Genomic DNA, 26,432 nt, shown 5'->3' on the forward strand with positions numbered 1-26,432 from the left:
GATGAAACCTTTTTTTGTCGGGCTATGCCTTTTGCTTTGCTTGTCTTCATTTGCCCAGGATATTGATTCAACCTGGTTCTCACAGAACTATACCAAGAAGGAAGTTTACATTACCATGCGTGATGGGGTGAGGTTATTTACTTCTGTGTATATGCCTGTTTCAACAGCGGAAAAGCATCCGATCCTGATGGAGAGAACGCCTTATTCCTGCGCGCCATACGGTGCAGGCCAGAATAAACCATACTGGGGCAGTTACCTGAAGGCATATTGCAGGGAAGGTTATATACTGGTTACGCAGGACGTGCGGGGCAGGTGGATGAGTGAAGGGGTATTTGAAAACGTACGGCCATTTAATGCTGATAAAAAAGGGAAGGAGATTGATGAGTCAAGCGATACCTATGATGCGATTGACTGGCTGGTAAAAAATATTCCCAACAATAATGGCAAGGTCGGCGTCTTCGGGATCTCTTACCCGGGCTTTTATTCGACTATGGCTGCTGCCAGTAACCATCCTGCATTAGTAGCCGTTAGTCCGCAGGCACCGGTCACCAATTGGTTTATTGGCGATGATTTTCACCATAACGGCGCATTTTTCCAGATGGATGCTTTTAGTTTTTATTCAGCCTTGGGCGGCGGGTTTGGTGTGCCGCATCCGAAGCCGATATCAGTAGCACCAGACCCTGTACCCTATCCGGATTACGATAGTTACCAGTTTTACCTAAAAGCCGGCACCTTGAAAAATTTAAGCAGGTATATGGGCGACAGTATCGCCTTCTGGAAAGACCTGATGGCGCATCCCAATTATGATGCTTTCTGGAAAGCTCGTGATGCGCGTAACGCCACTAAAAACCTGCGTCCGGCGATGTTATGGGTTGGTGGTTTGTTTGATGCGGAGGATACCTGGGGTGCTTTTAATGCGTATAAGGCAGCGGAAGCGAATAACCCGGGGAAGTCCTTTAATAAAATTGTTGAAGGTCCCTGGTACCATGTGCAATGGGCTAACCAGGATGGAACCCACCATGGCAATATCCGGTTTGGATCTAACACGAGTGAATATTACCAGGAAAATTTCGATGTACCCTTCTTCAATTATTTCCTGAAAGGCAAGGGAGATGTTTCCAAATTCGCGGAAGCCAATATCTTTTTTACAGGTGCCAATGAATGGAAAACTTTTGCACAATGGCCTCCTGCGGAAAAGACAGCTACCACAATGTACCTGCAGCCGAATGGTAAGTTGTCGGCCGAAAAACCGGGTGGCGACAACAGTTTCAGCGAATACACCAGCGATCCAGCAAAGCCGGTGCCTTATGACGAAGAAGTGCATTTTACAAGGACCAGGAAATATATGTCCAACGACCAGCGCTTCGCCGCCCGCCGCCCCGATGTTCTGGTTTTCGAAACGGAACTGCTGGATCATGATGTTACTGTAGCCGGACCAGTTATTGCTGACCTGCGCACCAGTATTTCAACAACAGATGCGGATTTCGTGGTGAAGGTCATTGATGTTTTCCCGGATGATATGGGCCACAATAATGTTGACATATATGCCAATGAGGATCCTGTATTGCCCTATCCGATGGGCGGTTACCAGATGCTGGTGCGCGGTGAAATTTTCAGGGGCCGTTTCAGGAAAAGCTATGAAACCCCGGCAGCGTTTACTCCCGGTAAAATTGAAACTGTGAAATTCGAGTTACCTGATATTGCGCATACATTTAAGAAAGGGCATCGCCTGATGGTGCAGGTACAGAGCAGCTGGTTCCCTTTGGTAGACCGCAACCCGCAGCAATTTGTTGATATCTACCATTGCGATGAAAAGGATTTCATTAAGAGTGATATCAAAATATTTCACAACGGGGAAAATGCCTCTTCCATAATATTGCCGGTAATCCGCTAACCAATAGTGGAAAAAAGAACAATCAGCCATATGCATGACTAAAATTATGCATATGGCTGAGTCATTTATATTACCTTTAAAAATATATTTATTACCGCAAATCAAAAAAAGGACTTAACCTGGTAGTCAACGAAAATTTATGAGAAAATTGAGAAGCAAAATTGTCATGATGATATTGCTCATGGCAGTAGTATCTTTTGCAGTTGCCCAGAAAAAGCAACAGGCTGCAAAAGCACCCGGCAAACCTAATATCCTTGTGATCTTTGGCGATGATATTGGTTGGAATAATATCAGCGCATACAATATGGGCATGATGGGGTACAAAACACCCAATATTGACCGCATTGCTAAAGAGGGCATGATGTTCACCGATTATTATGGCCAGCAAAGCTGCACCGCGGGCCGTGCTGCCTTCATAACCGGGCAAAGCCCGTATCGTACCGGCTTATTGAAAGTTGGTCTGCCCGGCGCAAAAGAAGGATTGCAAAAGGAAGACCCAACGATTGCAGATCTCCTCAAACCGCAGGGGTATGCAACTGGACAGTTTGGTAAAAACCACCTGGGTGATAGGGATGAACACATGCCTACTGCCCATGGCTTCGACGAATTTTTCGGCAACCTCTATCACCTGAATGCGGAAGAAGAACCCGAAAATGAAGATTACCCGACTGAAAAACAAATGCCGGGCTTCAAGGAAAAATTTGGACCCCGCGGAGTGATTCATTCATATGCTAATGCCGATGGCACCCAGAAAATTGAGAATACCGGCGCCCTGACTAAAAAGAGAATGGAAACCATCGATGGTGAATTTCTTGCTGCTGCGAAAGGGTTTATTGACAAATCTGTTAAGGCCGACAAACCTTTTTTTGTATGGTATAATAGTACCCGGATGCACATTTGGACTCACCTGAAAGATGCTTCTAAAGGAAAAACCGGCAATGGCTTGTATGCAGATGGAATGGCAGAACATGATGCCATGGTAGGTGAATTGCTGAAGCAATTGGATGATTTGAAAATTACAGACAATACCATTGTGATCTATTCAACAGACAATGGTGCCGAAATAATGTTCTGGCCTGATGGCGGCATGACGCCTTTCCGTGGGGAAAAAGCAACTGGTTGGGAAGGCGGATTCCGTGTCCCTGCCATGATCCGCTGGCCCGGTAAAATAAAGCCAGGCCAAATTTCTAACGAAATATTCTCATCCGAAGACTGGATGCCTACTTTACTTGCCGCAGCTGGTGTTACGGATATAAAGGAAAAACTATTGACTGGCTACCAGGCTGGTAATACTAACTATAAAGTCCATCTCGATGGCTATAACCAAATTTCCTATCTCACCGGGCAAACTGCGCAATCGGCCCGCAAGGAAATGTTCTATTTTAATGATGACGGAAGCCTGGTGGCTTTGCGTTACAACCGCTGGAAAATACATTTTCAAATCCAGGAACACCATGGCTTTGAAGTATGGGCAAGACCCTGGACCTCGCTTCGGGTGCCTTTAATTTTTGATCTTCAGGCTGACCCTTTTGAAAGGGCAGAGCATGATTCTGAATTGTATACTAAATGGCTGGTTGACCACGTCTATTTATTGGTGCCTGCCCAGGCTTATGTCGGGCAATTTCTTGGATCATTCCGGGACTTCCCGCAACGGCAAAAAGTGGGTAGTTTTTCCCTTGACCAGGTTTTGGAGTCCCTGCAAAAGAGCGGCGGAAATAATTAATAATTGGCAATACATTTAGCCAGGAAGAGGCTGCCTCAATAGGGCGGCCTCTTTTTTTGTTTGTACCAACAGCAGGCCTTGCAACATATAAAAGAAGACTATTATTCAATCTCCCGAAACCGGTTTCGTATCACTAAACGGTAAATAATATAGCTGGTCCAGCGTTAAACGGTTTGCTAAACTGGTTTTTTTGGCTAAGTTGTACCCTAATTAAATTAACTGCAATTAATTGCCTCAAATGAACCGTAGCTATTACACTGTTGGGCTCATTATGCTCACGTTTTTTGTGATCTCTTTCCTTACGAACATTATTGGTCCGCTGATTCCCGATATTATCAAAGGATTTGACCTGAGCCTGACCCTGGTAGCCCTGCTGCCATTCGCATTCTTTATTGCTTATGGCGTGATGTCTATCCCATCGGGAATGCTGATTGAACGGTATAAAGAAAAAAAGGTAATGGTGGCGGCCTTCTTCGTTTCGTTTTTTGGTGCACTGTTGCTGGCCCTTTTCCCAAATTACCTGAGTGCGGTATTGTCTTTGTTTTTGATCGGTTGTGGTATGGCGATGTTACAGGTGGTCATCAATCCTTTGCTGCGCACATCAGGCGGTGAAGAGCATTATGCTTTTTATTCCATCCTTGCGCAACTGATATTTGGACTGGCATCCTTCGTTAGTCCGCTGGTCTATTCCAGCATGGTATCGAAGCTCCAGGCCCAGGGAGAAATTACCGGAATAATGGGACTCCTTAAAAGCCATACGCCGGGTGATTTACCCTGGATATCCTTGTACTGGCTTTTTGCCTTGATTTCCCTGGCCATGATTGTCATCATCCTGGTATCCCGATTCCCCAAAGTTGAACTTAAACAGGATGAAAAGGCGGGTACTGTCCAAACCTATATTGATTTGTTTAAAAAGCGTGTGGTGGTCCTTTACTTCCTTGCCTTGTTTTGTTATGTAGGCACAGAGCAGGGTGTAGCCAACTGGATCTCACAATTCCTGAGCAGCTACCACGGGTATGATCCCCAAAAAACAGGAGCAGAAGTGGTGGCTTATTTCTGGGGATTAATGACTGCCGGTGGGGTATTGGGCTTGTTACTGGTAAAGCTGATGGATAGCCGGAAGGTGCTGATCCTGTTTACGGCACTGGCACTGGTTTCTTTAACAGTAGCCTTATTCGGTCCGGGCAACTGGGCATTGATCGCCTTCCCGATGGTGGGCTTTTTTGCATCAGTTATGTACCCGATTATTTTCTCTTTGGCCCTCAATTCCGTGACTGAACACCATGGATCTTTTGCGGGTATTCTGGTTACCGGCATTGTGGGTGGCGCTGTAATCCCGCTTATTGTCGGCTGGCTGGGTGATCACCTGGGACTGCGTTATGGCATGTTGTTCATCTACCTGACTATGGGCTATATATTAAGTATCGGTTTCTGGGCCAGGCCAATTGTTACGAATAAAACCATCAGCAGGAAGAAAAAAGAAGCTGTCAGTTAATTTGTTCAAAAGAGACTTTTACAAAAGAGATTTATGCAAGAGAAACATATTATTGGTATCGACCTTGGCGCAACAAATATCCGCGGCGGGCTGGTGACCGGGAAGGAAATAACTAACACCCATGCAAAACCGATACGCAGCAAGGGAACCGTGGAAGAAGTGTTACAGGATATTTTTGATATTACCGATCTGCTGGTGAATGAAAATGTTGCGGGAATTGGTATTGGTGTGCCCAGCGTTGTGAACCTGGCGGAAGGTATTGTTTACGATGTACAACATATTCCTTCCTGGAAAGAAGTGCCCCTGAAAAAGAGGATGGAAGAGCGCTACCATTTGCCGGTATTTGTAAATAATGATGCCAATTGCTTTGCACTTGGTGAATATTATTTTGGTAAAGGAATCGGAAGCGATCATATGATTGGACTTACCCTTGGCACCGGCATTGGTGCAGGTGTGATTATCAATCGCCATTTATATGCGGGTCCGAATTGCGGTGCAGGGGAATTTGGCATGGTGGATTATCTCGATCACAACTATGAATACTATGGAAGCGGGCAGTTTTTTAGTAATGTATACCAGACAGACGGGCAGGTAGTATTTGAACGCGCGCAGGCAGGTGATCCCCAGGCGCTGCAGTGGTATGCTGAATTGGGAACGCATTTGGGCAATACGGTCAAATTAATACTGTATGCTTATGACCCGCCGTTGATAGTATTTGGTGGCTCCGTAAGGCATGCGTATCCCTATTTCCAGGAAACCATGTGGGAGCGCATTAATACTTTCGCTTTCACGAAATCATTACCTGGTTTGAGGATTGAATTATCGGAACTGCAGAACAGTGGCATCCTTGGCGCAGCCGGGTTGTACTATGATGCGGTAAAGTAAACCGGTTATTTATTTTGTTGTAAAAAAGGACACAACAGTAGTACTGAATTCAGGTGTATGCCAGGCCGTGCCGTGATTGCCTGGCACGGTTATAAACTTTGCGGTAGGAATAAGACTTGCCAGCTCCTGTCCATTACCGTTATCCTGGTCCTGTTCGCCGCAAACCACCAGTACCTTTTGCTTTACTTTGCCCAATTCTTCCTTACTGGTTGAGGGCTGCCCTTTTTGCTGGTAAGCCAGGGCAAGCTGGTCGAGGTTGTTTTCGCGTATCCGTTTATAGAAGGCTGCAAATGCAGCAGTGGTATCGTTCATCAGTGCATTGTAGAAAGCGATCCGCCTTGGCCATTGGGGATTGGTAAAATCAGCGCCCATTCCACCTAATACTGCAGCTTGTAAATGTTTGTCAAGTACCAGCAGCCTGGCCAAAATGATAGAGCCCCGCGAATAGCCTACTGCCCCATATTTTTTATACCCCAGGGAATGCATCAGTCCCATAACATCTTTTGCTTCTGCATCATCCTGGTAAGCAAAAGTATCATGTGGTTTATCGGATTTGCCATTACCCCTAAGGTCCACTGTAATTACTGAAAACCCTGCATTGGCGAGTTGGTTATACAGGTCAATGTTTTTCCAGTCATCGCCCTTGCTGGTGAAACCATGGATTAGCAGTACCGGCGATCCATTCCCCTTCACCTCGTAATAGATACGGGTTTTGTCGAAGGAAACAAAATAGCCTTCCTTGTTTTTCTGGGCGATGGTTCCAAAGGAGATGCAAAAAACCAGCAGGGTGAAAAATGACTTTATCCGCATCTTATAAATGTAAGATTATTTGACCCATCCTGGCTTGATCCTGGCTTGATCCTAGCTTCACGTCCCGGGTCATATTGCCTTACCTGGATTGGTTTTTTTAGCCTGATCCATGTGCCAACCATGTGCCATCCATGTGCTTTCCTGCGTAAAATAGGCATTTTTCACATGGATGGCACATGGTTGGCACATAGTCGGGACTTCCTTTCCCGATTACGCCTACCCGCTTTAAGACCCCCTAAAAACCGGTACGTCCCGGATTTCTCTATATCCGGTACCGGAAATGAGTATAGCCCATCCCAAATGCCGGAAAACGGTGATTTGCAGCATTATTTTTGGAATGTTGTTATTGCTGCAGGAACATCACTTAAGCTGAACAGGAGGAGCGGCCCCGGTAACCAGCACTTAATGATTCCGGTTATGCCAGATTGACGGCTAATGGCCTGGCTGTTTTCCTGGCAAATTGCGGTAGTTTGATGAGTGTTTTTAAGGACCACTTAAGGACCAGTTAAGGACCACATGAAGACCATGTGAAAATTCCCCAAAATGCACGCCCGCTACCCGCAAATAACAGTAATTCCAATTATTATAAAACTTAAAAACCGACAAAATGTCTAAAGCAAATGATAACGTGATTACTCGTAACCGGTGCGGGCAGACCATTGCCTGTAAACCTCCGGTCCGTCGGAAAGACCTGGTAGTGTAATTTGTTTTCAACCCGGGGTCATGCTTCGGGTTTTCTTTTTTGTGTAGATTGCCGCATGACCATCCCTCCTTATTTAAAAGCCGGTGATACCATCGGACTTGTTTGTCCGGCCGGATATATGCCTCCCGAAAAATGGCAGACATGTGTGGAACAATTGCAGGCCTGGGGCTATAAAACCCGGTTGGGGAAAACCATGCTCAGCAATTCAGGCAATTATTTTTCCGGGCCGGATGCCGAACGCCTGGATGATCTCCAACAAATGCTGGATGACCGCGAAGTTAAAGCCATCCTCTGCGGCCGCGGCGGTTATGGTGTTAGCCGGATTATTGACCAGCTGGACTTCCGGAAATTTAAAAAACACCCCAAGTGGATCATCGGTTTCAGCGATATCACGGTACTGCATGCGCATATCAACAGGAATTTCTCCATTGCTTCCCTGCATGCGCCAATGGCCAATGCTTTTAATAACGGGGAACATACTAACCCTTATGTACAATCGCTGCGGAAAGCGCTTACAGGCAAAAAGGGAAAATATACTGCTGCATTGCATGAATTCAACCAGTTTGGTATTGCCACCGCGCCACTGGTTGGCGGCAACCTGACCCTGGTCGCCCACCTGGTTGGCACACCTTCTGCTTTCAAAACGAAAAACCGGATCCTGTTCTTAGAAGATGTGGGCGAATTCCTGTACAATATTGACCGGATGTTGCTGCAGTTGAAAAGGGCCGGGGTATTTGATGAATTGGCCGGCCTTGTGATTGGTGGTTTCACCGATAACAAAGACACCGACAGGCCTTTCGGTAAAACAGTCCATGAGATCATCCATGAGCATGTGAAAAACTACCTGTATCCCGTGTGCTTTGATTTTCCCGTGAGCCACGAAAAAGAAAATTATGCGCTTAAAGTAGGCGCGGTTTACCAATTGAAAGTAAACGCCAAAACGGTGCGCCTCGACGAGGTATAAACAACGCTTCCAGGCTTCCTTCCCGGTCGGAATGAGGTGTTCATTGCATCAGTTCGATTGATTAGTTTTGCCCTTTAATAGAGAAAAACTATATTATGACCCTTGTTCAGCTGGAATATATCCTGGCGGTTGATGAGCACCGTCATTTTGCCAAAGCCGCGGCTGATTGCTTTGTTACCCAGCCCACCTTAAGTATGCAGATCCAGAAACTGGAAGACGAACTGGGTATAAAGCTGTTTGACCGGAGCCGCCAGCCGGTGGTGCCTACACCCATCGGGGAACTGATGATTGGCCATGCTCGTAAAGTGATGCGGGAAGTGAAGCAGATGGAGGATGCGATTAAGGAAAAGCAGGGTTTGATCCATGGCGAATTAAGGCTGGGTATTATCCCAACACTGGCACCCTACCTGCTGCCATTGTTCCTGCAAAGTTTTCTTGACCGCTTTCCCGACGTGCAGCTGAAGGTAAAGGAAATGACCACCGATAATCTCGTGGACGCCTTGCTTAAAGGGCACCTTGATATGGGACTCGCAGTTACGCCTTTACAGCATAATACGGTCATGGAATACCCTTTGTTCTATGAAGAAATGATGGCATATGTGTCAAAGAAAAATGCGGCCTATAAAAAGACTTATGTGCTGGCTAAAGATATTGACGTTAATGAACTGTGGTTGCTGGAGGAAGGCAATTGTCTGCGATCACAAATGCTGAACCTTTGCGAATTGCAGCAGGCCCATAAAGACCTCCTGCTGTTTGAATATGAGGCAGGTAGTCTTGAAACCCTTAAAAGGATGGTGGAAACTAACCGGGGTATCACCATCCTGCCGGAACTGGCCACCTTCGATTTATCGGCTGCACAACTCAAACTGATCCGCCACTTCAGGAGCCCCGCGCCTATGCGGGAAGTGAGCCTGCTGACAGCCAAATCCTTTGTGAAACAGAAGCAATTGGCGGCACTGAAAGAAGTGATCATGCTGAATATCCCTGAAAAGATCCGGAAGAATAAAGCCCGGAATGTAATTCCCGTTTAGCGTTGCAGCAATGAATCGAGCTTCGACTGGTATAATGGGTAAGTGCTGAGGTCGTTATGGCTTCCGCCTTCAATGGTAAAAAAGCGGTCTGTTGGCTTTAACAGGGGTTGCAGTTTTTTCGCCTGGCTATAGGGCACAACGCCATCATCTGTTCCCTGGAATATAACTACCGGCGCTATGACTTTAGCCAGGTATTGTCCCGTGGGTAATTCATAATGGATTATACGGTCAATGGGGTAAATGGGAAAATACCTTTTCACCAGCGACCGTATGCTGTAATACGGCGTTTCCAGGACCAGCATTTTTATGTTGTGCTTCGTGGCCAGTTCAGCCGCAATGCCTGTCCCCATGCTTTTGCCGTATAAAATGATACTGTCTGCGCCATATTTTGAACGGGCCAGTTTGTAGAGCTGTTCGGAATAGGCATACAACCTTTCTTCAGTAAGCGGACCGGTACTTTTACCGAAACCCGGGTAGTCGATCATCCATACTTCATAACCCTGTCGGGTAAACGAAGGTACATACTTCGCATACCAGGAGATGTTTTTCCTGTTACCGTGAAAATACAGGACTACTCCCTTTGGTGCTGAAAGGCCACCAGGCCGGGTATTAGTATCTGCCGGGAACTGCACTATATTAAGGTTTGAAACTGCATCGAAGGGGATGTTCAATTCTTTATGGGGAAGGGTGAAATCGAATTTGTCTTTTTTAAGTAAAACTTCAGGGTGAAAGAGGAACCGGTCCTGCAGGTAATACAAGGCAATGCCCACAATTGCATAGAGTAACAAAAAAATTTTAAGGAACCTTGACCATTTCATAGCCGCAAATGTAAGTATCCTGCCTGTTATTGTTCCCCGGGGTCTGTTTCTTCAGTTAGTTCGTCTTTTTCCGTACCCTTTTTCATGGTAACAATGGGGCTTTCGGCAGTGCCGGTTACCAGCATTGGTATTCCCACTATGCCGAGCGGTGGCAGGCCAAGCCTGAAACGCAGGTTCAGCTTACCATCCAATGATGTCTGTCCTTCAATCCTTGGCCTGAACCCGAATACCTTCATTTTGGTTTTTTCGATGGTAATGATATTATTCTTTACCGAAGATTTTATCACCACTGCTTTCAGGCCTGGATTGTTGAGGCTGTCTTTTCCCGTGGCTTTGCTTACGGCGCTGAATAGTTTCAAACCATTCAATTTAACCTGGGCAAGCGTAAGTTGCCCTTTCCCTTTTATTGAAGGCATAACGGGTTTCATCTGGTCGTTCAGCCTGCCTTCCAAACCATAATCCAGGGAAATAAGTCCTTCTGCTTTTGAAGCCGAGCTGGCCATTTCCCGGAATAATGGGATTTCTTTGTATGCCCGTTTTACATCAAAGGAATCGGCTTTAACTGTGAAGGAGAAATTTGCGGTTCGCAGGTCAACCGGCTGGTAGCTCGCCCCCAGACTAAAAGTACCACCGGCAATAGTAAACCGGGTGTCGGTTAACCGAAGGTTCCCGTTTTTCAAAGCGAGCTGTCCGCTAAAATCATTCAGCCTTGTTGTGCCATAATATACTTCCCTGAAGTCTGCACCCAATGACAGGTCCAGGTTAGCAGGCAATAAAATAATTCCACCCGGGGAGGTGGTAGTAGTTGTATCAGTTCCTGCAAAAACCATGAAATCATCAACCATTACTTTCCTGCTGCTTAGTTTCATGGCGCCTGTCAATATTCCATTTTGCAACGTGTACCCCAGGATATTTTGCGCATAGCCATCCAGGGTAAATTCATTTTCATGGTATCGCAGCACAAGGTTTTTAAGCCAGGCTTTGTCCTGGTTAAATTCCAGTATTCCCGAGGGAATAGTAAACGGGTAGGGGAACTCTTTGGCACTTAATTCAAGGTTTTCAAATTCGAGGGTGCCCCTGTTTTGCAAATTTGCATAACGGCCTGCCATGGCATCCGACTGGGTTCCTTTGCCAGTAAGGTCTGCCTTTATTTTACCACCGACCTGGTAATTTTTGATGGCAAATACCTGGTATATGCGGTTAAGGTCCAGGATTCCTTTGGCAGTGATAGCATAACGAAGGTTATTGAAGTTTGATAAGTCTGCAATAACAAGAAATGGCTGGCCTTCAAAATCAAATGATGCCTGCCGGATGGCTACAGAAAGGTCCTGGTAACTGCCTTTTGTGCTGGTGGCCTTGCCCATTACCTGCAGGTTTTGTATCGCTTCCGGGTAGTACGGCGTTTGTATTTTGCCGTTAGTCAGTTGTATATTGGCATTAATTGAGGGGAATAATTTTCTTTGATTATCCAGCCGGCCTTTTGCGGTTATGTTGGTTCTGAGGTTGCCACCGAAAGAATATCCCTGCATCGGAATTGATTTGGCAAGGTCATCCAGATGCAGGCTGGCATCCAGGTTGGCCTGGAGGTCTGATGGCCCTATGCCCTTAAAGCGAATATCTCCTTTTATAAACCCTTTCCCGATTACTGCATTCACGTTGTTAATGGTTGCCGTAATATTTTTCCATTCACTGTTTGCACAGCGGGATTCGATATCTGCACTGATTTGTTCAATGGCGAGGGGAAGGTCCTTGTGTTTGAAGAAGCCGTTATTGATGCGGGCCCTGAGCTGGTAAGAAGGTATGGTGGTAACAATTGTATCGGGCCTGAAATTATCAGGGTTCTGGCCGGTGGCATATTTACCCTCTGCCTGGAATTGCAGGTCTAACTGTCCTTTTAGTTCAGCGATACTGAGCCCGATTGCCTGGTCGAGCAAAGCAAGGTCTAATTGGCTTTTGAGATCAGCTTTAATATAGGGTTCACTGATTCCTTTCGTCATTAAAGTTGCCTGCGTTGGTTTTCCATCCAGGTCAAATCCCAGGGTGTCGATATTCAGGGTAAGGCTGTCGGGGTTTAATTTTGGCAACACGACACTGGCAGCGATATTAAAATGGTCTAATGGGGCCGGTGCATTTTTATGGATTACCTGGCCATCGCGCACCCATAACTTTACGGTAAGGTCCGGTGCCAGGTTTTCTGCTGTTTTATAAGCCCCTTTTATGTCCATCGTCAGCCTGCTGGTTCCTTTAAAGCGGGTGTCTGCAAACCACAGTTCATAATCGGGCGGAAGTATGGAGAATATATTGGCAAAATCTGTTGTACCCGATACGAGTTTAAGGTCTATATCATAGCCGTCTTTCAGGATGGCCATATTCCCGGAAAAGTCGATGGGTAATTTATTAAGCAGGATTTTATTTTTTTCGAATTTGAGTGCCAGGCTTGATGTATTAATGCCTGTTACCAGGTCGGCATCAATCTTTCTTTTTTTAAGGTAAGTGCTGCCATTATAATTGAAGTCCAGGCTTTTGGCTTCAAGGTGTGAGGCCAGGTCAAATTCCGCGCTGGCAAGGTTGCCGCTGCCCACATACCGGAAACCATCTGCTTCAATTCTCATGGGTATAGACCTGTCGTTATATACCAGCTTACTGTCTGAAATGTAAATGCCCTCAATTTTTAATTGGGTATTGCTGCTGCCTGAAGAATCTCTTTTACTATCCACGGCGCTTTTGTAAATATTGTAATTGGCATTTCCCTTTTCATCAACTTCTATATTGATGCTTGCTTTGTCGACATAAAATTTATTCACCCGTATAGATTCCTGGAATACAGAACCCAGGTCTATTCCGAAGCTTAAGGCCTTTCCGGCCATCAGTGTGTCCTTTTCAAATGGCGAAGCACCGGTTAAGGAAAAATCATGTAGGGTTAAAGTGAGGGAGGGGAAGTGCTCAAAAAAGCTAAGCCTTGCTTTTGAAAAACCGAGTTTACCGGTGATGCTCTGGTTGGTCCAGCTTTTAATTTTTTCGGCAATAGTACCTGGGAAAAGTATAGGTAATAAAAAAAGCAGGGCCAGAATGCTTGCAACAAAAATGCCACTGAATTTCAGGATTTTCAACGTAACTTTTTTCATGAGTATTTTTCGCTAATACTTTAAAATATCTCGTATAAAATTGTGGTATTCCGGGAACGAAGGCAGGTTGTTATGCCCGCCGCCATGTATGCGGATGAGCGTTATTTTACCCGGATTTATTTTTTGCAACTGCTCGCTATGCCTGATGGGAATCAACAGGTCGCGTGTGCCATGCAGGATATAGGTATGGCAATTCACATGCTTTATCCATTTATCGGTACGCAAATGGTAGCGTAGCACCAGGGAAACGGGCAGGATGGGTAAAAACCGCTCCACCACTTTTTTAAAACTGTAATACGGTGCATCCAGGATCAGGTAGCGCGGCTTGTTATCTGCCGCAAGCTTTGCTGCAAACCCACTGCCAATGCTTCTGCCATAAACAATCATATGGTGCTCTGGCAGGTGTTCTGTTAGTTTGTTATACACGAACTGTATATCGCCGAGTATCTCTTTCTCGCTGCGCCTGCCGGTGCTTTTTCCAAATCCCCTGTAGTCAACCAAAACCACATCATAGTTATAGCGGTAAAAATCCTTCGCGCATTTTGCCCAGCCTTTGATACTCCTGGAATTGCCATGGAGATAAAGTACAAGTCCGTGTGGCTGTTCCCTGAAAAAATGTAACCCGTTTATCCTTACTCCCGGTTCAATATCGAAAAATAGTTCCCTGAAAGGAACGTCATACTTAAACTTAAAATCCTGCTTAAGTTTTTCCGGTTTAAAAATGAAACGCTCCTGGAAAAAATATCCCAGTATACTGAGTGCAGCAATACCGATTATTATATACCAGAATATATTCAATTGAATTTTTGTTGCTCCTTTCCGGGAATGGCTTCCAGGCCTCCCTGCAGGTTTACCAGGTTCGTATAACCGAATTTTTCCTCCAGGCGCTGGATGGCTATTGCGCTGCGGATGCCTCTTTTGCAATAGACGACCACTTTCCCTTTTTTGGGTATTGCTGCGGCAGCTTTTACTACTTCGCTAAGCGGGATATTCAATCCGCCAATATTATGGGATTCATGCTCCGTTTCTTCCCGTACATCAACAAGCAGTGTGCCTGGTTCGGCTACCAGTAATTGTTGCAGTTCTTGTGCAGTAATCTGTTCCATCGCTAAAATTGGGCTTCTTCCTCTTCATCATGAAACACCCTTTTCAGGCGGATGGTAGTAACCGGCGCTACTATCAGCGGGAATTTCTCCACAACCACATTGGACGGATCGAGTCCAAAACCGCGTTCTTCCGACAAACTGATGTCTTTCAGCATGAAATAAATTTTCATCACTACTCTTTCAAACAGCGGCAATTCATTATCCTGGCTTAAGTATTTTTCCATTACAATAAACTGGAAATCACCTACCACATTATTGCGCTCAAGGCTTTCATAACGGCTGTAAATATTCACTTCCTTATTGGCAACAAGGTCTTCAACAACTTTGCGGAACAACAGGTTGATCTTTGATTCCATCCTGAAACCGAGCCTGAATTCAACACGTATGATATCATTGGGAATAATATGGTCTACCACGTATTCGCAGGTATAAGGGTCATCCAGGGTATCAACATGCACGAACCAGTATATGTCTGCCCTTTTGGGTTTTTTATTCAATATGGAGTAAATGATCTTGTGCTCAATCTCTTTCGGGTTATTGGCACTGGTCATGTACACAAGGTGGGTAGCATGTTTGGGAACGGTTTTGTCGTTGCTCAGTTCCTGGATCATGGGAACATAATGTTCGAGCCTGACAAATTCTACATAGCGGTTTTTAATTTTCCGGCTCCTGTACCATACGTACATGATGGTAAATAATAGTCCGCCTATTATAAGGGTTACATAACCTCCATGTTCAAATTTGTCGAGGTTGGCGAACAGGAAACTGAATTCAATACTCAGGTAAACGGCCAGGTATAAATAAATAAGGACGGAGGGTACCCTTTTTGAAATCAGGAAATTGGAAAACAAAATGGACGTGGCAATCATACAAAGGGTGATGGCTAGTCCATATGCCGCTTCCATATTGGAAGATTTCTTGAAATATAGAACTACCCCGATACAACCCAGGAAAAGGATCAGGTTGATGCCTGGAATATATAACTGCCCTTTTGCTTCTGATGGATAATTGATTCTCAGCCTTGGCCAAAGGTTAAGTCGCATTGCTTCACTGATCAGGGTAAAGGAGCCACTGATCAGGGCCTGGCTGGCAATAATGGCTGCAGCGGTTGCGATAGCTATACCTGGTAAAAGGAACCATTGTGGCATAAGCCCGTAAAACGGGTTCATATTGGCTGTGTCAAAAACCTTGCCCTGGTAATTTGCCAGTAACCAGGCGCCCTGCCCCAGGTAATTAAAGATCAATGCTGCCTTAACAAAAATCCAGGATACGCGGATATTCTCCTTGCCGCAATGCCCCAGGTCGGAATATAAGGCCTCAGCCCCGGTTGTACAGAGGAATACCGCCCCCAAAATCCAGAACCCCTTCGGGTAAGTGGTAAGCAGTTCGATGGCATAGTGCGGACTGAATGCTTTAAATATGCCCAGGTCATCTGACAGGTGGAAAAGTCCCATTGCAGCCAGCATGCCAAACCAAACCACCATGATAGGGCCAAATAGTTTCCCGATGGAAGCTGTTCCGAATTGCTGTACAAAAAAAAGCATGGAAATGATACCCAGTACGATATACATTACTGTGGCCTGGTTAATATTGCTGAGGCGGGGGATTTGCCTTAATCCTTCGATAGCAGAGGTTACGGTAATTGGAGGGGTAATCATACCATCGGCCAAAAGTGCAGCACCGCCTAACATTGCCGGTATTACCAGCCATTTTCTCTGCCTTCTGACCAGTGCGTAAAGGGAGAAAATCCCGCCCTCACCCCTGTTATCGGCCTGGAGGGTTAATATTACATATTTTACTGTTGTCTGAAGGGTCAGGGTCCAGATAATGCAGGACAATCCCCCCAGGATCAGTTTTTCAGAAATCGCTCTGTCTTTAATAATGGCATTGAGTACATAAAGGGGGGATGTTCCGATATCTCCGTAAATAATGCCTAAAGCAACGACCAGTCCCGCCAGGGTGGCCTTATTCAAGTGTTTACCCACAATTGGATGAATTAAGTTAGGGTATCGGTTTCCCGTACCCGCTTTGCAAAGGTAAAGTTAAAATGATGATACGGAATGCAGATGTTTCTAACATAAACAACCGTATGTTTCGATAAATTGTAAGTGATTTGTAGGGGTTCCATGTTAACTTTAATAAAAGCGTACGTCATGAAAATCGGGCTTTTTGTAATTGGCCTTTTATTTTTTACCGGTCAGGGTGGGATTGCCCAGGCGCCGAAGGTTGTTTATTCACAGCCTGAAAGAGACGATACCCGGCAGACCAATTTTGAGATTATGGGCAAGCTGGGTAATGATGTGTTGGTCTATAAGAACAACCGTTCTAACCATAAACTTTCAGTGTATGACAGCGAAATGGCCTTAAAGGAAAATGTTGATCTCGATTTTTTTCCCGATAAGACCATTTCCATGCAATACATAACCTATCCTGATAAGATCCTGGTATTTTTTGAGTACCAAAGGAAAAGGGTGGTTTATTGTGATTACGTGGTTATCGGTGCGGGTGGTAAAATACAGGGTCCGCCGGTAACACTCGATACAACCGAGGTTAGTTATTCTTCCAGCAACAAAATTTATAATGTTATAAACAGTGATGATAAACAAAAGATCATGCTGTTTAAGGTGAATAGCGGAAACCCGCGCCGGTTTATTATTGCTTCCTATTTGTTCAATTCAAGCCTGGACCTGATTACCCGGAGCCAGTGTGAAGTTGATATGGGCGATAAGGATAATTTTTTCTCTGATTTTCACCTGAGTAATAAGGGCGAGCTGGTTGTTGCCAAATTCATTAAATCGGGCAGTACAGATATTATTTCAGGGGTGTCAATGCTGATCAAACACCCTGATTCACTTGGGTTCAGCGTACAAAGCCTGAATATCGGGAAGCTGATCCTGGACAATGTGCAGCTGAAGGTTGATAATGGCAATAACCGTGTTTTAATGGCTACTTTTTTCTCCAGGCAGAAAAGGGGGAATATGGAAGGGATATATGTTGTTGGCTGGGATAAATCTTCCAACCAGAAAATAATGGATACAACCTTCGTTTTCAATGATGAATTAAGGAACCTGGCCAAGGGGGAAGAAGGCAATAAAAAGACAGTGTTTAATGATTTCTTTATTAAGAATATTTATTCCCGTAAAGATGGTGGTTTCGTTATTGTAAGTGAATCCTTGTTTACTTCTTCACGGAACAACAGTATTAACCGGTGGGACTATGGTGGTTATGGTAATCCCTGGATGTCTCCGATGAATTATAGTTATTGGTCGCCCATGTATAGTCCATGGTCAATGCCCTGGACCCGGTACGGATATAATAATAGCGCTCCCACAAGATACCTGGCTGAAAACATACTTGTGCTGTCTTTCGACAAATCGGGTGCTTTGGTCTGGAATAATGTTATTGCAAAAAGCCAGTTTGAGGATGATACGGATAACCTGATTTCTTATGGAAATATGAATACAGGCGGTGAAGTACACTTTCTTTTTAATACATTCGAGAACAGGACTTTCGTACTAACTGACCAGAGCATGGATCCAACTGGTAAGATTACACGATTTCCGACGTTAAAAAATCTGGATAAGGGGTATGAATTTATGCCAAGGTTCGGGAAACAGGTGAGTGCGCGGCAAATGATTATCCCTTGCATGTACAGGAGTTACCTGTGCTTTGCCAGAATCGATTTTTAAAAACTAACCCATTGTGATAGGAATCTTTAAACAAAAGAACCCGGGTAACGCGTTCATTTTGTTGATATATGCTTTAATCCTGAAGTTTCCTGTATTCCTCCATATGCCTGCCCCCCTGAGGCAGGAAGAAGATAATTACCTGTACAGGCTGGTCCTGGATTTATTGAAACCTTTGGCCGGGGAAAAAGGATTTTTATATGGTTTACTGGCTTTTATATTGCTCTACCTGCAGGCGACTTTATTAAACCGCATCGCTAATACATTAAAAATCTTACCCCGCCCCAGTTACCTCGTGGGTATGTCATTCCTGCTTTTAAGTTCACTGCTGCCGGAATGGAACCAGTTTTCCTCAACGCTTATCGTGAATTTCCTGCTGATCTGGATCTGGTATGGTATGACAGGCCTGTATAATAACCAGAAACCGCTATCCGCTATATTCAATGTCTGCCTGCTGACAGGGGCATTACCGCTAATTTACAGTCCATCACTGGCCTATATAGTGATGCTCATCCTTGCCTTAATTATTACCCGGCCCCTGAGGGTGGGTGAGTGGGTTATAGCAGGCGTTGGATTTGTGACGCCCTATTATTTTCTGCTGGTCATACTTTTCCTGACCAACCAATGGCAGTCGGCCGGATTAATGCCGGTGATCAGTTTTCACCTGCCAAGGCTGCCGGCTTCTTTATGGACAACCGCCGGCATGTTGCTGATGGTTGGCCCATTCCTGGTAGGCGGATTTTTCGTCCAGGATAACCTGAATAAGATGCTGATCCAGGTCCGCAAATGCTGGAGCCTGCTCCTTGCCATTTTGCTGGTGGGATTGCTGATCATTCTGGTGAACCCCGGGACTAACTACCAGCACTGGTTCCTGAGTTCTGTCCCTATAACCTGTTTCCATGCTGCTACCTATTATTACCCCAATAAACGGACAATTCCACTTATTCTTCACTGGGTCACTTTTGCTTTTGCCATTGCCGTTAATTATTTCCCGCATTTGAGCTGATCTTTTGCTGCGAATCGGCTAAATTTGCGGCCTGATGGCAGATCGTAAGCGGTAAGCGGTAAACCGTAAGCGGTGAATCGTAAAAAGTGAGAAAATGCGAAGGTTGATTTAAAATCTACCGCTCACGGCTTACTGCTCACCGCTCACCCCAAAATAAATATTATGAAATTCGGAGTAGTCGTTTTTCCCGGTTCCAATTGTGACAGGGATATGCAGGATGCTTTAGCACAGGACCTGGGCCAGGAAGTGATCATGTTATGGCATAAGGACAAAGACCTTAGTCATTTTAATACAGACGACTGTATCATTTTACCGGGCGGATTTTCATATGGGGATTACCTGCGTTGCGGCGCCATTGCCCGGTTTAGCCCGATGATGCAAAGTGTTATCGATTTTGCCAACCGTGGGGGTAAAGTACTGGGTGTTTGCAATGGATTCCAGATCCTTTGCGAATCTCACCTGCTTCCCGGTGTATTGCTCCGGAATGCCAACCAGCAGTTTATTTGCAAAAACGTTTACCTGAAAGGCCTGGGTGCTGATAAGGCCCTTAAAATACCAATTGCACACGGCGAAGGCCGGTATTTTGCAGCGGATGCCGTTTTGGATGGGCTTGAAGCAAATGGCCAGGTAATTTATCGCTATTGTAATGAAGAAGGCGATATTACCGCTGAGGCAAACCCAAATGGAGCAATCCGCAATATTGCAGGGATCCGCAATGCCGCCGGTAATGTTTTCGGGATGATGCCACACCCGGAAAGAGCCTGCTCTTCAGCCTTAGGGAATATCGATGGCCGTATTGTATTGGAAACCCTTTTAATGAAGTAAATCCCCTTATTTACCGGTTTTTGGCTTCCCGCCAATTTTAGATTTTAATTAGGACTATTTAACCCAATTTTGGGTCATGAAAAAATTCATTACGACCCTTTTTTCCCTGGTTGTAGCAGGTGCCCTTTTTGCCCAAAGTACAAAGCAGGTCAATTGGACTTTCGAAGCTAAAAAAATCGGGGAAAACACTTTTGAAATACATATGGTGGCCGATATCGGTGGAAACTACCATTTATATGCACAAAATGCCGGTGAAGGCCCGGTATCTACAAGTTTTGACTTTACAAAGAACCCCTTGATTACGCTAGATGGTGCTATAAAAGAGCAGGGTAAAATGAAAAAAGTGTACGAGCAGGCTTTTAGTTCGGAAGTGCGTTTTTTTGAAAAAAAGGTAGATTTTGTCCAGGTGGTTAAGATAAAGGGTAAAGCCAAAACCAGCCTGGCAGGTAAAGTTGAATTTATGGTTTGTAATGACCGGGAATGTCTTCCACCTGCAACTGTTAATTTTAAGGTTCCTGTAGGTGGTTAGTGACTTAAGTCTAAACAATTATCGTATAAAACGAGTTCTTTTGCAGGACTCGTTTGTTTTTTAAAGAGAAACCAAGCCCCATGCGAAATATATTACTTGTTTTCCTGGCCACCCTGATGTTCGGTACCACCATGGCGCAGGATTCTGCTGCTGTGGTTAAATGGACCTACCAGGCTACGCAGCAGTCTGATGGTAATTACCTCCTGCAATTCAGGGGTGATATTGGTGCAGGCTGGAAATTATTTTCCACAACCATGCACGATGACCAGCCAAATACCCGGGTGGTCTTTGATTCTTCGCTTCAGGGAAAGGTTGGGCCATTCCAGGAAAAGGGAAACCTCATAATTGCAGCTGAGCCATTGTTTGATAATGAAAAGCTCGGTTATTATAAAAAGGAAGTGCTGATCGAAGTGCCCATAACCGGTATCGGACCTTCCTCAGAAATTAAAGGAAGTATTCAATATATGGCCCTGAAAGGGGAAGAAGTGGTTGGGCCGGAAGAACAGGCATTCAGGTTTTCAATTGACGCTGCCGGTGCTATTTCCAGCAAGAGTACGACGCTACGCCAGCAAACCGATAGTTCCAGCGCCTTAAGGCGTTCGTCAATAGACCTGGCCAATCCGGCTGCAGGTTGTGGCGGAACAGGCGGTGAAGATGCCGGTTCTAAAAGCTTTTGGTCGATATTCGTACTTGGTTTTATTGGTGGGTTGATTGGTCTTTTCATGCCCTGTACCTTCCCCATGATTCCATTAACGGTTTCCTTTTTCACTAAAAAAGGGCAGAGTCGTTCAAAGGGGATCATGAATGCATTTACCTATGGTTTCTTCATCTTCCTGATCTATGTGCTGCTGAGCGTGCCGTTTTATTTCCTGGATGCCGGGAGTGCTGATATCCTGAATAATATCTCCACCAATGCATGGCTGAACCTGCTTTTTGCCGTGGTGTTTTTTATTTTTTCCCTGTCCTTTTTCGGACTTTTTGAAATTGCCTTACCCAGCAGGTTTACGAATGCGGCTGATTCAAAAGCGGGAATTGGCGGTACTGTGGGGATTTTCTTCATGGCACTGACACTTGCTATTGTATCTTTTTCCTGTACAGGGCCAATCCTGGGAACCTTGCTGGTAGGCGCACTGAACCAGAATGGTGGTGCCCTGCAATTAACGGTTGCCATGGCTGGATTTGGCTTGGCACTCGGGCTGCCTTTTGCACTTTTTGCCTTGTTTCCTAATTGGTTGTCAACTTTGCCCCGTTCCGGAGCCTGGATGAATACAGTAAAAATTGTTTTCGCATTCATAGAACTGGCACTGATGATCAAATTCCTGTCGAATGCCGACCTGGTCATGCATTGGGGGCTTTTAAAACGGGAAATATTCTTTGCGATATGGATACTCATTTCCCTGGCTGCCAGTTTATATCTTTTCGGCATTTTAAAGTTCAGTTATGACCCGCCCCCCCAAAAATTAAGCGCAGGCAGGAAGATATTGGCCCTGGTTTTCCTTTGTTTCGCAGTTTACCTGTCACCCGGACTTACCAATACCAGATATGCCAACAGGGCATTGATCAGCGGGTTTCCGCCCCCATTGTCCTATAGTATTTATGGTGCCTCATCAGGTGCCGGAAAAGGAGTGGAGGCGAAGGTGGTGAACGATTATGAGAAAGCCCTTGCATTGTCGAAGCAAACAGGTAAACCCCTGCTGATTGATTTTACAGGTTGGGCTTGTGTGAATTGCCGTAAAATGGAAGAGAACGTTTGGACACAACCTGAGATAAGGGAAATGATTGAAAAAGATTTTATCCTGGTTTCTTTATATGTGGATGACCGCAAACAGCTTCCTGAAAATGAACAGTTCATTTATACCAATGGAGCCGGCAAGAAACAGGAGATCAGGACAGTAGGAGATAAGTTTGTGACTTTCCAGACTGAAAATTTCAAAAATGCATCTCAACCTTTATATGCAATTGTTTCCCCTGAGGAAAAGCTAATGAATAAACCGGTTGGCTACACACCCAGTGCTGCTGCATATCTTGAATGGCTAAAATGTGGTACAGGAAAATAAAAAAAACCTCCCATCGGGAGGTTTTTTTTATTTGGCGTCATTCTGTAACAGCCTTCTAACGGGCAAGCGAATTAAAAGATGTTAGAGGGAGCTACAGAATGACAATATTTTGGATTTGGTTAAATTATAAGGCGATGTTTTTTTCTGTCATCATCTTGCGCAAATTAATCAATCCATAACGCATGCGTCCCAATGCAGTGTTAATACTGCAATTTGTAAGCGCTGCGATTTCTTTAAAGCTTAATTCGGCATAGTGGCGAAGAATGATTACTTCACGCTGGTCTTCAGGCAACAGGTCGAGCATTTTACGAACCCTGTCATGACTCTGGCGTTTCATCATTTTCACATCAGCACCATCTTCAGTAAAATTCAAAACTTCAAAGATGTCGCGGTCGTCGCTGGTTTTAATTGCTGGAGTGCGCTTAACTTTCCGGAAATGGTCTACACATAGGTTGTGCGCAATTCGCATAGCCCATGGCAGGAATTTTCCTTCTTCTGTGTAACGGCCAATACGCAGGGTGTCAATGATTTTGATAAGCACATCCTGGAAGATGTCTTCGGCAAGGTATTTATCCTTTACCAGGAAGAGGATGGAAGTGTACAATTTGTCTTTGTGGCGCAGGATTAGTGTTTCCAGTGATGCCATGTCTCCATCCATAAACTGGTGGATGAGTTCATTGTCGGTTTTGATGCATAGTGATTTCATAAACTTCTACGGTTTTGAATTTTTAAATGGGATATTGGTTACAATTATGGTTCTTGGGAAAAATACGTAAGGCTTAGTAAATATACGATAGGCGTGAGTTTTGGGTTTTTCTGTTAGGACGTAATTGACATCCAAGATAATATTTTTTTGTAATAAACAATAGTTTAGCAAATTTTTTTTTAAACCATTATAATAAAATAAAGCCTTCCCTTAACACAATAAATACAATACTCCAATATCCAATACTTTTGTAGTTCAAGTATGAACAAGACAATCGCCACTGCGCCTCCTGCCATCCATGATATATATATTAAAGGGGCAAGGGTGCATAACCTGAAAAATATAGATGTTAGTTTTCCGCGCAACAAACTGATAGTTGTAACAGGTGTTTCCGGCTCGGGAAAATCATCACTCACTATAGATACATTATTTGCCGAAGGACAAAGGCGTTATGCGGAAAGCCTGAGTGCATATGCAAGGCAATTCCTGATGCGAATGAACAAACCTGATGTTGATTATATTAAAGGTTTATGCCCGGCAATAGCGATCGAGCAAAAAGTAATTACCCGAACGCCGCGGTCTACAGTAGGCAGCATGACGGAAATTTACGATTACCTGCGTTTGCTCTTTGCCCGGACAGGAAAAACCATTTCACCGGTATCCGGGCAGGAAGTACGGAAGGATGATGTTGGCGATGTGGTGAATGCTATAAAAGGACTTGCCACCGGCGACAAGGTTTTGGTAATGGTTCCGTTTCGCCAGCACCAGAACAGGTCGGTTGAGGAAGAACTGAGTATTTTATTACAGAAAGGGTTTAGCAGGTTGTATGGGGATGAAGTGTTAAGGATTGAAGATCTGCTGGAAGAAAGTGCTAAAGGAAATGTTTGGAAGCCAGGTTCTAAAAAACAGGTTTACCTATTAATAGACCGGCTGGTTGTAAAACAATTTGATGAGGATGACCTGCACCGTATGGCCGATTCAGTGGGAACTGCTTTTTACGAAGGCGAAGGCGAAGTGGTTTTGCTGGTGAATGAAAAGAAGCGGTTAACTTTTTCCAATCGTTTCGAACTGGATGGCATAGTATTCGAAGAACCCGTTCCCAATTTATTTTCTTTTAACAATCCTTTTGGTGCCTGTCCGACCTGTGAAGGTTTTTCGCAGGTACTCGGAATAGATGAGGACCTTGTTATTCCTGATAAACGGTTAAGTGTATACGAAGGTGCCGTTGCTCCGTGGAAAGGTGAAAAACTTGGCTGGTGGAAGGAGCAATTCATCAAGGCCGCCAGGCAAACTGGTTTTCCCATCCATAAACCGATTGCCGATCTCACCAAAGAACAATACAGGCAATTGTGGAAGGGTAGCGGACCGGCACAGGGTATTGACGATTTCTTTAAAGAGGTAGAGCAAAACCTGTATAAAGTGCAATACCGGGTATTATTATCAAGATACCGCGGACGGACTACCTGTCCCGATTGCGAGGGGTACCGGCTTCGGAAAGAAGCTTTGTATATAAAAGTAGGGGGCAGGCATATTGGTGAACTATGTGCATTACCGGTGCGTGACCTCCAGGCCTGGTTTACCGAGCTTAGTTTGAGTGAATATGACCGGCAGGTGGCTAAACGGATCTTGCTGGAAATTGAAACCCGTATCGGCACGCTGATGGATGTGGGATTGGGCTACCTTACCCTGGCACGCCTCGCCAATTCGCTGAGTGGTGGTGAAAGCCAGCGTATCCAATTGACCAGGAGTTTGGGCAGTAACCTTACCAACTCATTATATATACTGGATGAGCCATCCATTGGGCTGCATTCCCGCGATACAGAAAGATTGATTGGCGTTTTGAAAAACCTGCGAGACCTGGGTAATACTGTTGTTGTTGTTGAACACGATGAAATGATGATGCGGGAAGCTGACCATATTATAGATATGGGACCCCTGGCCAGCCATTTGGGTGGGGAAGTAGTTGCCGCCGGCGATTACAATACCATTATCAAGGATAAAAAAAGTTTAACCGGGCAGTACCTTACTGGTAAGCTGAGCATCGACCCTCCCGATAAAACCCGCAACTGGCGAAGGTCAGTAACGGTGAAAGGTGCCAGGCAGCATAACCTGAAAAATATTGATGTCGAGTTTCCCCTGGGTGTATTTACCGTTGTGAGCGGGGTGAGTGGAAGTGGTAAAACTACCCTGGTGAAACAGATCCTTTATCCTGCCCTTCAAAAGATAAAAGGGGAAGCAGCAGATAAAGTGGGGATGCACAAATCCATCGAAGGCGATATTGAATTCATTACCCAGGTTGAACTGATAGACCAGAACCCTATTGGGAAATCCTCGCGAAGTAACCCTGTGACTTATATAAAAGCCTACGATGAAATCCGCGACCTGTATGCCAGCCAGCCGTTGAGCAAAATGCGCGGCTTCCTGCCAAAGCATTTTTCTTTTAATGTGGATGGCGGCCGTTGTGACGCCTGCAAAGGGGAGGGGGAACAAATTGTGGAGATGCAGTTCCTTGCTGATGTACACCTGACCTGCGATGTTTGCGGAGGGAAACGCTTTAAAGAAGAAGTGCTGGAAGTGACCTACAAGGAAAAAAATATTTTCGAGGTTTTGGATATGAGTGTTGATGAGGCCATTGCTTTTTTCAGCAGTGAAAAAGATGTTGTGAACAAGATCAGGGCACTGAGTGATGTGGGATTGGGTTATGTGAAACTTGGACAGTCATCCGATACCTTATCGGGCGGAGAAGCGCAAAGGGTTAAACTGGCATCATTCTTAGGGAAAGGAAGGTCGCAGGGAAATATTCTATTCATTTTCGATGAACCTACGACCGGACTTCACTTTCATGATATAAAAAAGTTACTGGCATCTTTCAATGCGCTTGTTGAACAGGGCCATTCGATATTGGTAATCGAACACAATACTGATGTAATCAAATGCGCCGACTGGGTGATTGACCTCGGTCCGGATGCGGGGGATGGTGGCGGGGAATTGGTTTATGCCGGTGTGCCCGCCGGGTTGAAAAAAGTCAAGGCCAGCCAGACCGGGAAATTTTTATAAAGATGTTTAGGC

General features: G+C 45.0%; 19 protein-coding genes. 12 read left to right on the plus strand and 7 right to left on the minus strand.

The features are described 5' to 3' along the window. The first annotated feature begins 1 nt into the window (after position 1). The 4 genes from LAQ65_RS14180 to LAQ65_RS14195 all read left to right on the plus strand — a co-directional run bounded on the left by LAQ65_RS14180 (position 2) and on the right by LAQ65_RS14195 (position 5,997). A complete protein-coding gene (locus tag LAQ65_RS14180) occupies positions 2 to 1,894 on the plus strand; it encodes a CocE/NonD family hydrolase (protein ID WP_224117634.1) in 1,893 nt (630 codons plus the stop codon). A 139-nt stretch (positions 1,895 to 2,033) separates the two neighbouring features. After that, positions 2,034 to 3,617 carry an arylsulfatase gene (locus tag LAQ65_RS14185; RefSeq protein WP_224117635.1) on the plus strand — a complete coding sequence of 528 codons (1,584 nt, stop codon included), beginning with the start codon at positions 2,034 to 2,036 and terminating at the stop codon, positions 3,615 to 3,617. Positions 3,618 to 3,855: 238 nt separating this feature from the next. Further along, a complete protein-coding gene (locus LAQ65_RS14190; protein WP_224117636.1) occupies positions 3,856 to 5,112 on the plus strand; it encodes a sugar MFS transporter in 1,257 nt (418 codons plus the stop codon). A gap of 33 nt (positions 5,113 to 5,145) precedes the next feature. Next, complete coding sequence (locus LAQ65_RS14195; RefSeq protein WP_224117637.1) at positions 5,146 to 5,997, plus strand: ROK family protein; 852 nt, start codon at positions 5,146 to 5,148, stop codon at positions 5,995 to 5,997. A 9-nt stretch (positions 5,998 to 6,006) separates the two neighbouring features. On the opposite strand, the gene LAQ65_RS14200 is transcribed toward LAQ65_RS14195, so the two are convergent. Further along, positions 6,007 to 6,807, minus strand: coding sequence for an alpha/beta fold hydrolase (locus tag LAQ65_RS14200; RefSeq protein ID WP_224117638.1), 801 nt, complete (start codon positions 6,805 to 6,807; stop codon positions 6,007 to 6,009). 758 nt (positions 6,808 to 7,565) lie between these two features. Here LAQ65_RS14200 and LAQ65_RS14205 point away from each other — a divergent pair. Both LAQ65_RS14205 and LAQ65_RS14210 read left to right on the plus strand, forming a co-directional pair. Continuing rightward, entirely contained in the window at positions 7,566 to 8,474 is a 909-nt protein-coding gene (locus LAQ65_RS14205; RefSeq protein WP_224117639.1) for a S66 peptidase family protein, read from the plus strand. Between the two features lie 95 nt (positions 8,475 to 8,569). Further along, complete coding sequence (locus LAQ65_RS14210) at positions 8,570 to 9,505, plus strand: hydrogen peroxide-inducible genes activator (protein WP_224117640.1); 936 nt, start codon at positions 8,570 to 8,572, stop codon at positions 9,503 to 9,505. Here the strand turns inward: LAQ65_RS14210 and LAQ65_RS14215 are convergent. Genes LAQ65_RS14215 through LAQ65_RS14235 form a run of 5 tightly spaced genes read right to left on the minus strand, consistent with a single transcriptional unit; the run spans position 9,502 to position 16,539 of the window. After that, positions 9,502 to 10,323 carry an alpha/beta hydrolase gene (locus tag LAQ65_RS14215; protein WP_224117641.1) on the minus strand — a complete coding sequence of 274 codons (822 nt, stop codon included), beginning with the start codon at positions 10,321 to 10,323 and terminating at the stop codon, positions 9,502 to 9,504. The two genes, LAQ65_RS14210 and LAQ65_RS14215, sit on opposite strands and share 4 nt — an antisense overlap. Positions 10,324 to 10,349: 26 nt before the next feature. Further along, positions 10,350 to 13,448, minus strand: a complete 3,099-nt coding sequence (locus tag LAQ65_RS14220; protein ID WP_224117642.1) for an AsmA family protein — start codon at positions 13,446 to 13,448, stop codon at positions 10,350 to 10,352. 12 nt (positions 13,449 to 13,460) lie between these two features. After that, positions 13,461 to 14,246, minus strand: a complete 786-nt coding sequence (locus LAQ65_RS14225) for an alpha/beta hydrolase (RefSeq protein ID WP_224117643.1) — start codon at positions 14,244 to 14,246, stop codon at positions 13,461 to 13,463. After that, entirely contained in the window at positions 14,243 to 14,554 is a 312-nt protein-coding gene (locus LAQ65_RS14230; RefSeq protein WP_224117644.1) for a rhodanese-like domain-containing protein, read from the minus strand. Before LAQ65_RS14230 ends, LAQ65_RS14225 begins: the two co-directional genes overlap by 4 nt. A gap of 2 nt (positions 14,555 to 14,556) precedes the next feature. Beyond that, on the minus strand, positions 14,557 to 16,539 hold the full coding sequence (locus LAQ65_RS14235) for a KUP/HAK/KT family potassium transporter (RefSeq protein ID WP_224117645.1): 1,983 nt from the start codon (positions 16,537 to 16,539) through the stop codon (positions 14,557 to 14,559). A gap of 168 nt (positions 16,540 to 16,707) precedes the next feature. Between LAQ65_RS14235 and LAQ65_RS14240 the strand changes: the two genes are divergently transcribed. From LAQ65_RS14240 to LAQ65_RS14260, 5 genes are all read left to right on the plus strand, one after another. Next, positions 16,708 to 18,243 (plus strand): hypothetical protein, encoded by a 1,536-nt coding sequence (locus tag LAQ65_RS14240; RefSeq protein ID WP_224117646.1) that lies wholly within the window; start codon positions 16,708 to 16,710, stop codon positions 18,241 to 18,243. 13 nt (positions 18,244 to 18,256) lie between these two features. After that, positions 18,257 to 19,246 (plus strand): hypothetical protein, encoded by a 990-nt coding sequence (locus tag LAQ65_RS14245; RefSeq protein WP_224117647.1) that lies wholly within the window; start codon positions 18,257 to 18,259, stop codon positions 19,244 to 19,246. A gap of 162 nt (positions 19,247 to 19,408) precedes the next feature. Then, complete coding sequence (purQ, locus tag LAQ65_RS14250; protein WP_224117648.1) at positions 19,409 to 20,071, plus strand: phosphoribosylformylglycinamidine synthase subunit PurQ; 663 nt, start codon at positions 19,409 to 19,411, stop codon at positions 20,069 to 20,071. 76 nt (positions 20,072 to 20,147) lie between these two features. Then, positions 20,148 to 20,600 (plus strand): protein-disulfide reductase DsbD domain-containing protein, encoded by a 453-nt coding sequence (locus LAQ65_RS14255; protein WP_224117649.1) that lies wholly within the window; start codon positions 20,148 to 20,150, stop codon positions 20,598 to 20,600. A gap of 80 nt (positions 20,601 to 20,680) precedes the next feature. Continuing rightward, on the plus strand, positions 20,681 to 22,657 hold the full coding sequence (locus LAQ65_RS14260; RefSeq protein WP_224117650.1) for a protein-disulfide reductase DsbD family protein: 1,977 nt from the start codon (positions 20,681 to 20,683) through the stop codon (positions 22,655 to 22,657). A 124-nt stretch (positions 22,658 to 22,781) separates the two neighbouring features. On the opposite strand, the gene LAQ65_RS14265 is transcribed toward LAQ65_RS14260, so the two are convergent. Then, positions 22,782 to 23,363, minus strand: coding sequence for an RNA polymerase sigma factor (locus LAQ65_RS14265; RefSeq protein ID WP_224117651.1), 582 nt, complete (start codon positions 23,361 to 23,363; stop codon positions 22,782 to 22,784). A 261-nt stretch (positions 23,364 to 23,624) separates the two neighbouring features. Here LAQ65_RS14265 and uvrA point away from each other — a divergent pair, with 261 nt between their 5' ends. Then, a complete protein-coding gene (gene uvrA, locus LAQ65_RS14270; RefSeq protein ID WP_224117652.1) occupies positions 23,625 to 26,420 on the plus strand; it encodes an excinuclease ABC subunit UvrA in 2,796 nt (931 codons plus the stop codon). The last annotated feature ends 12 nt before the right edge of the window (positions 26,421 to 26,432 follow it).

This window comes from Flavihumibacter profundi, from assembly GCF_020076305.1.
In the GTDB taxonomy this organism is placed as follows: domain Bacteria; phylum Bacteroidota; class Bacteroidia; order Chitinophagales; family Chitinophagaceae; genus Flavihumibacter; species Flavihumibacter profundi.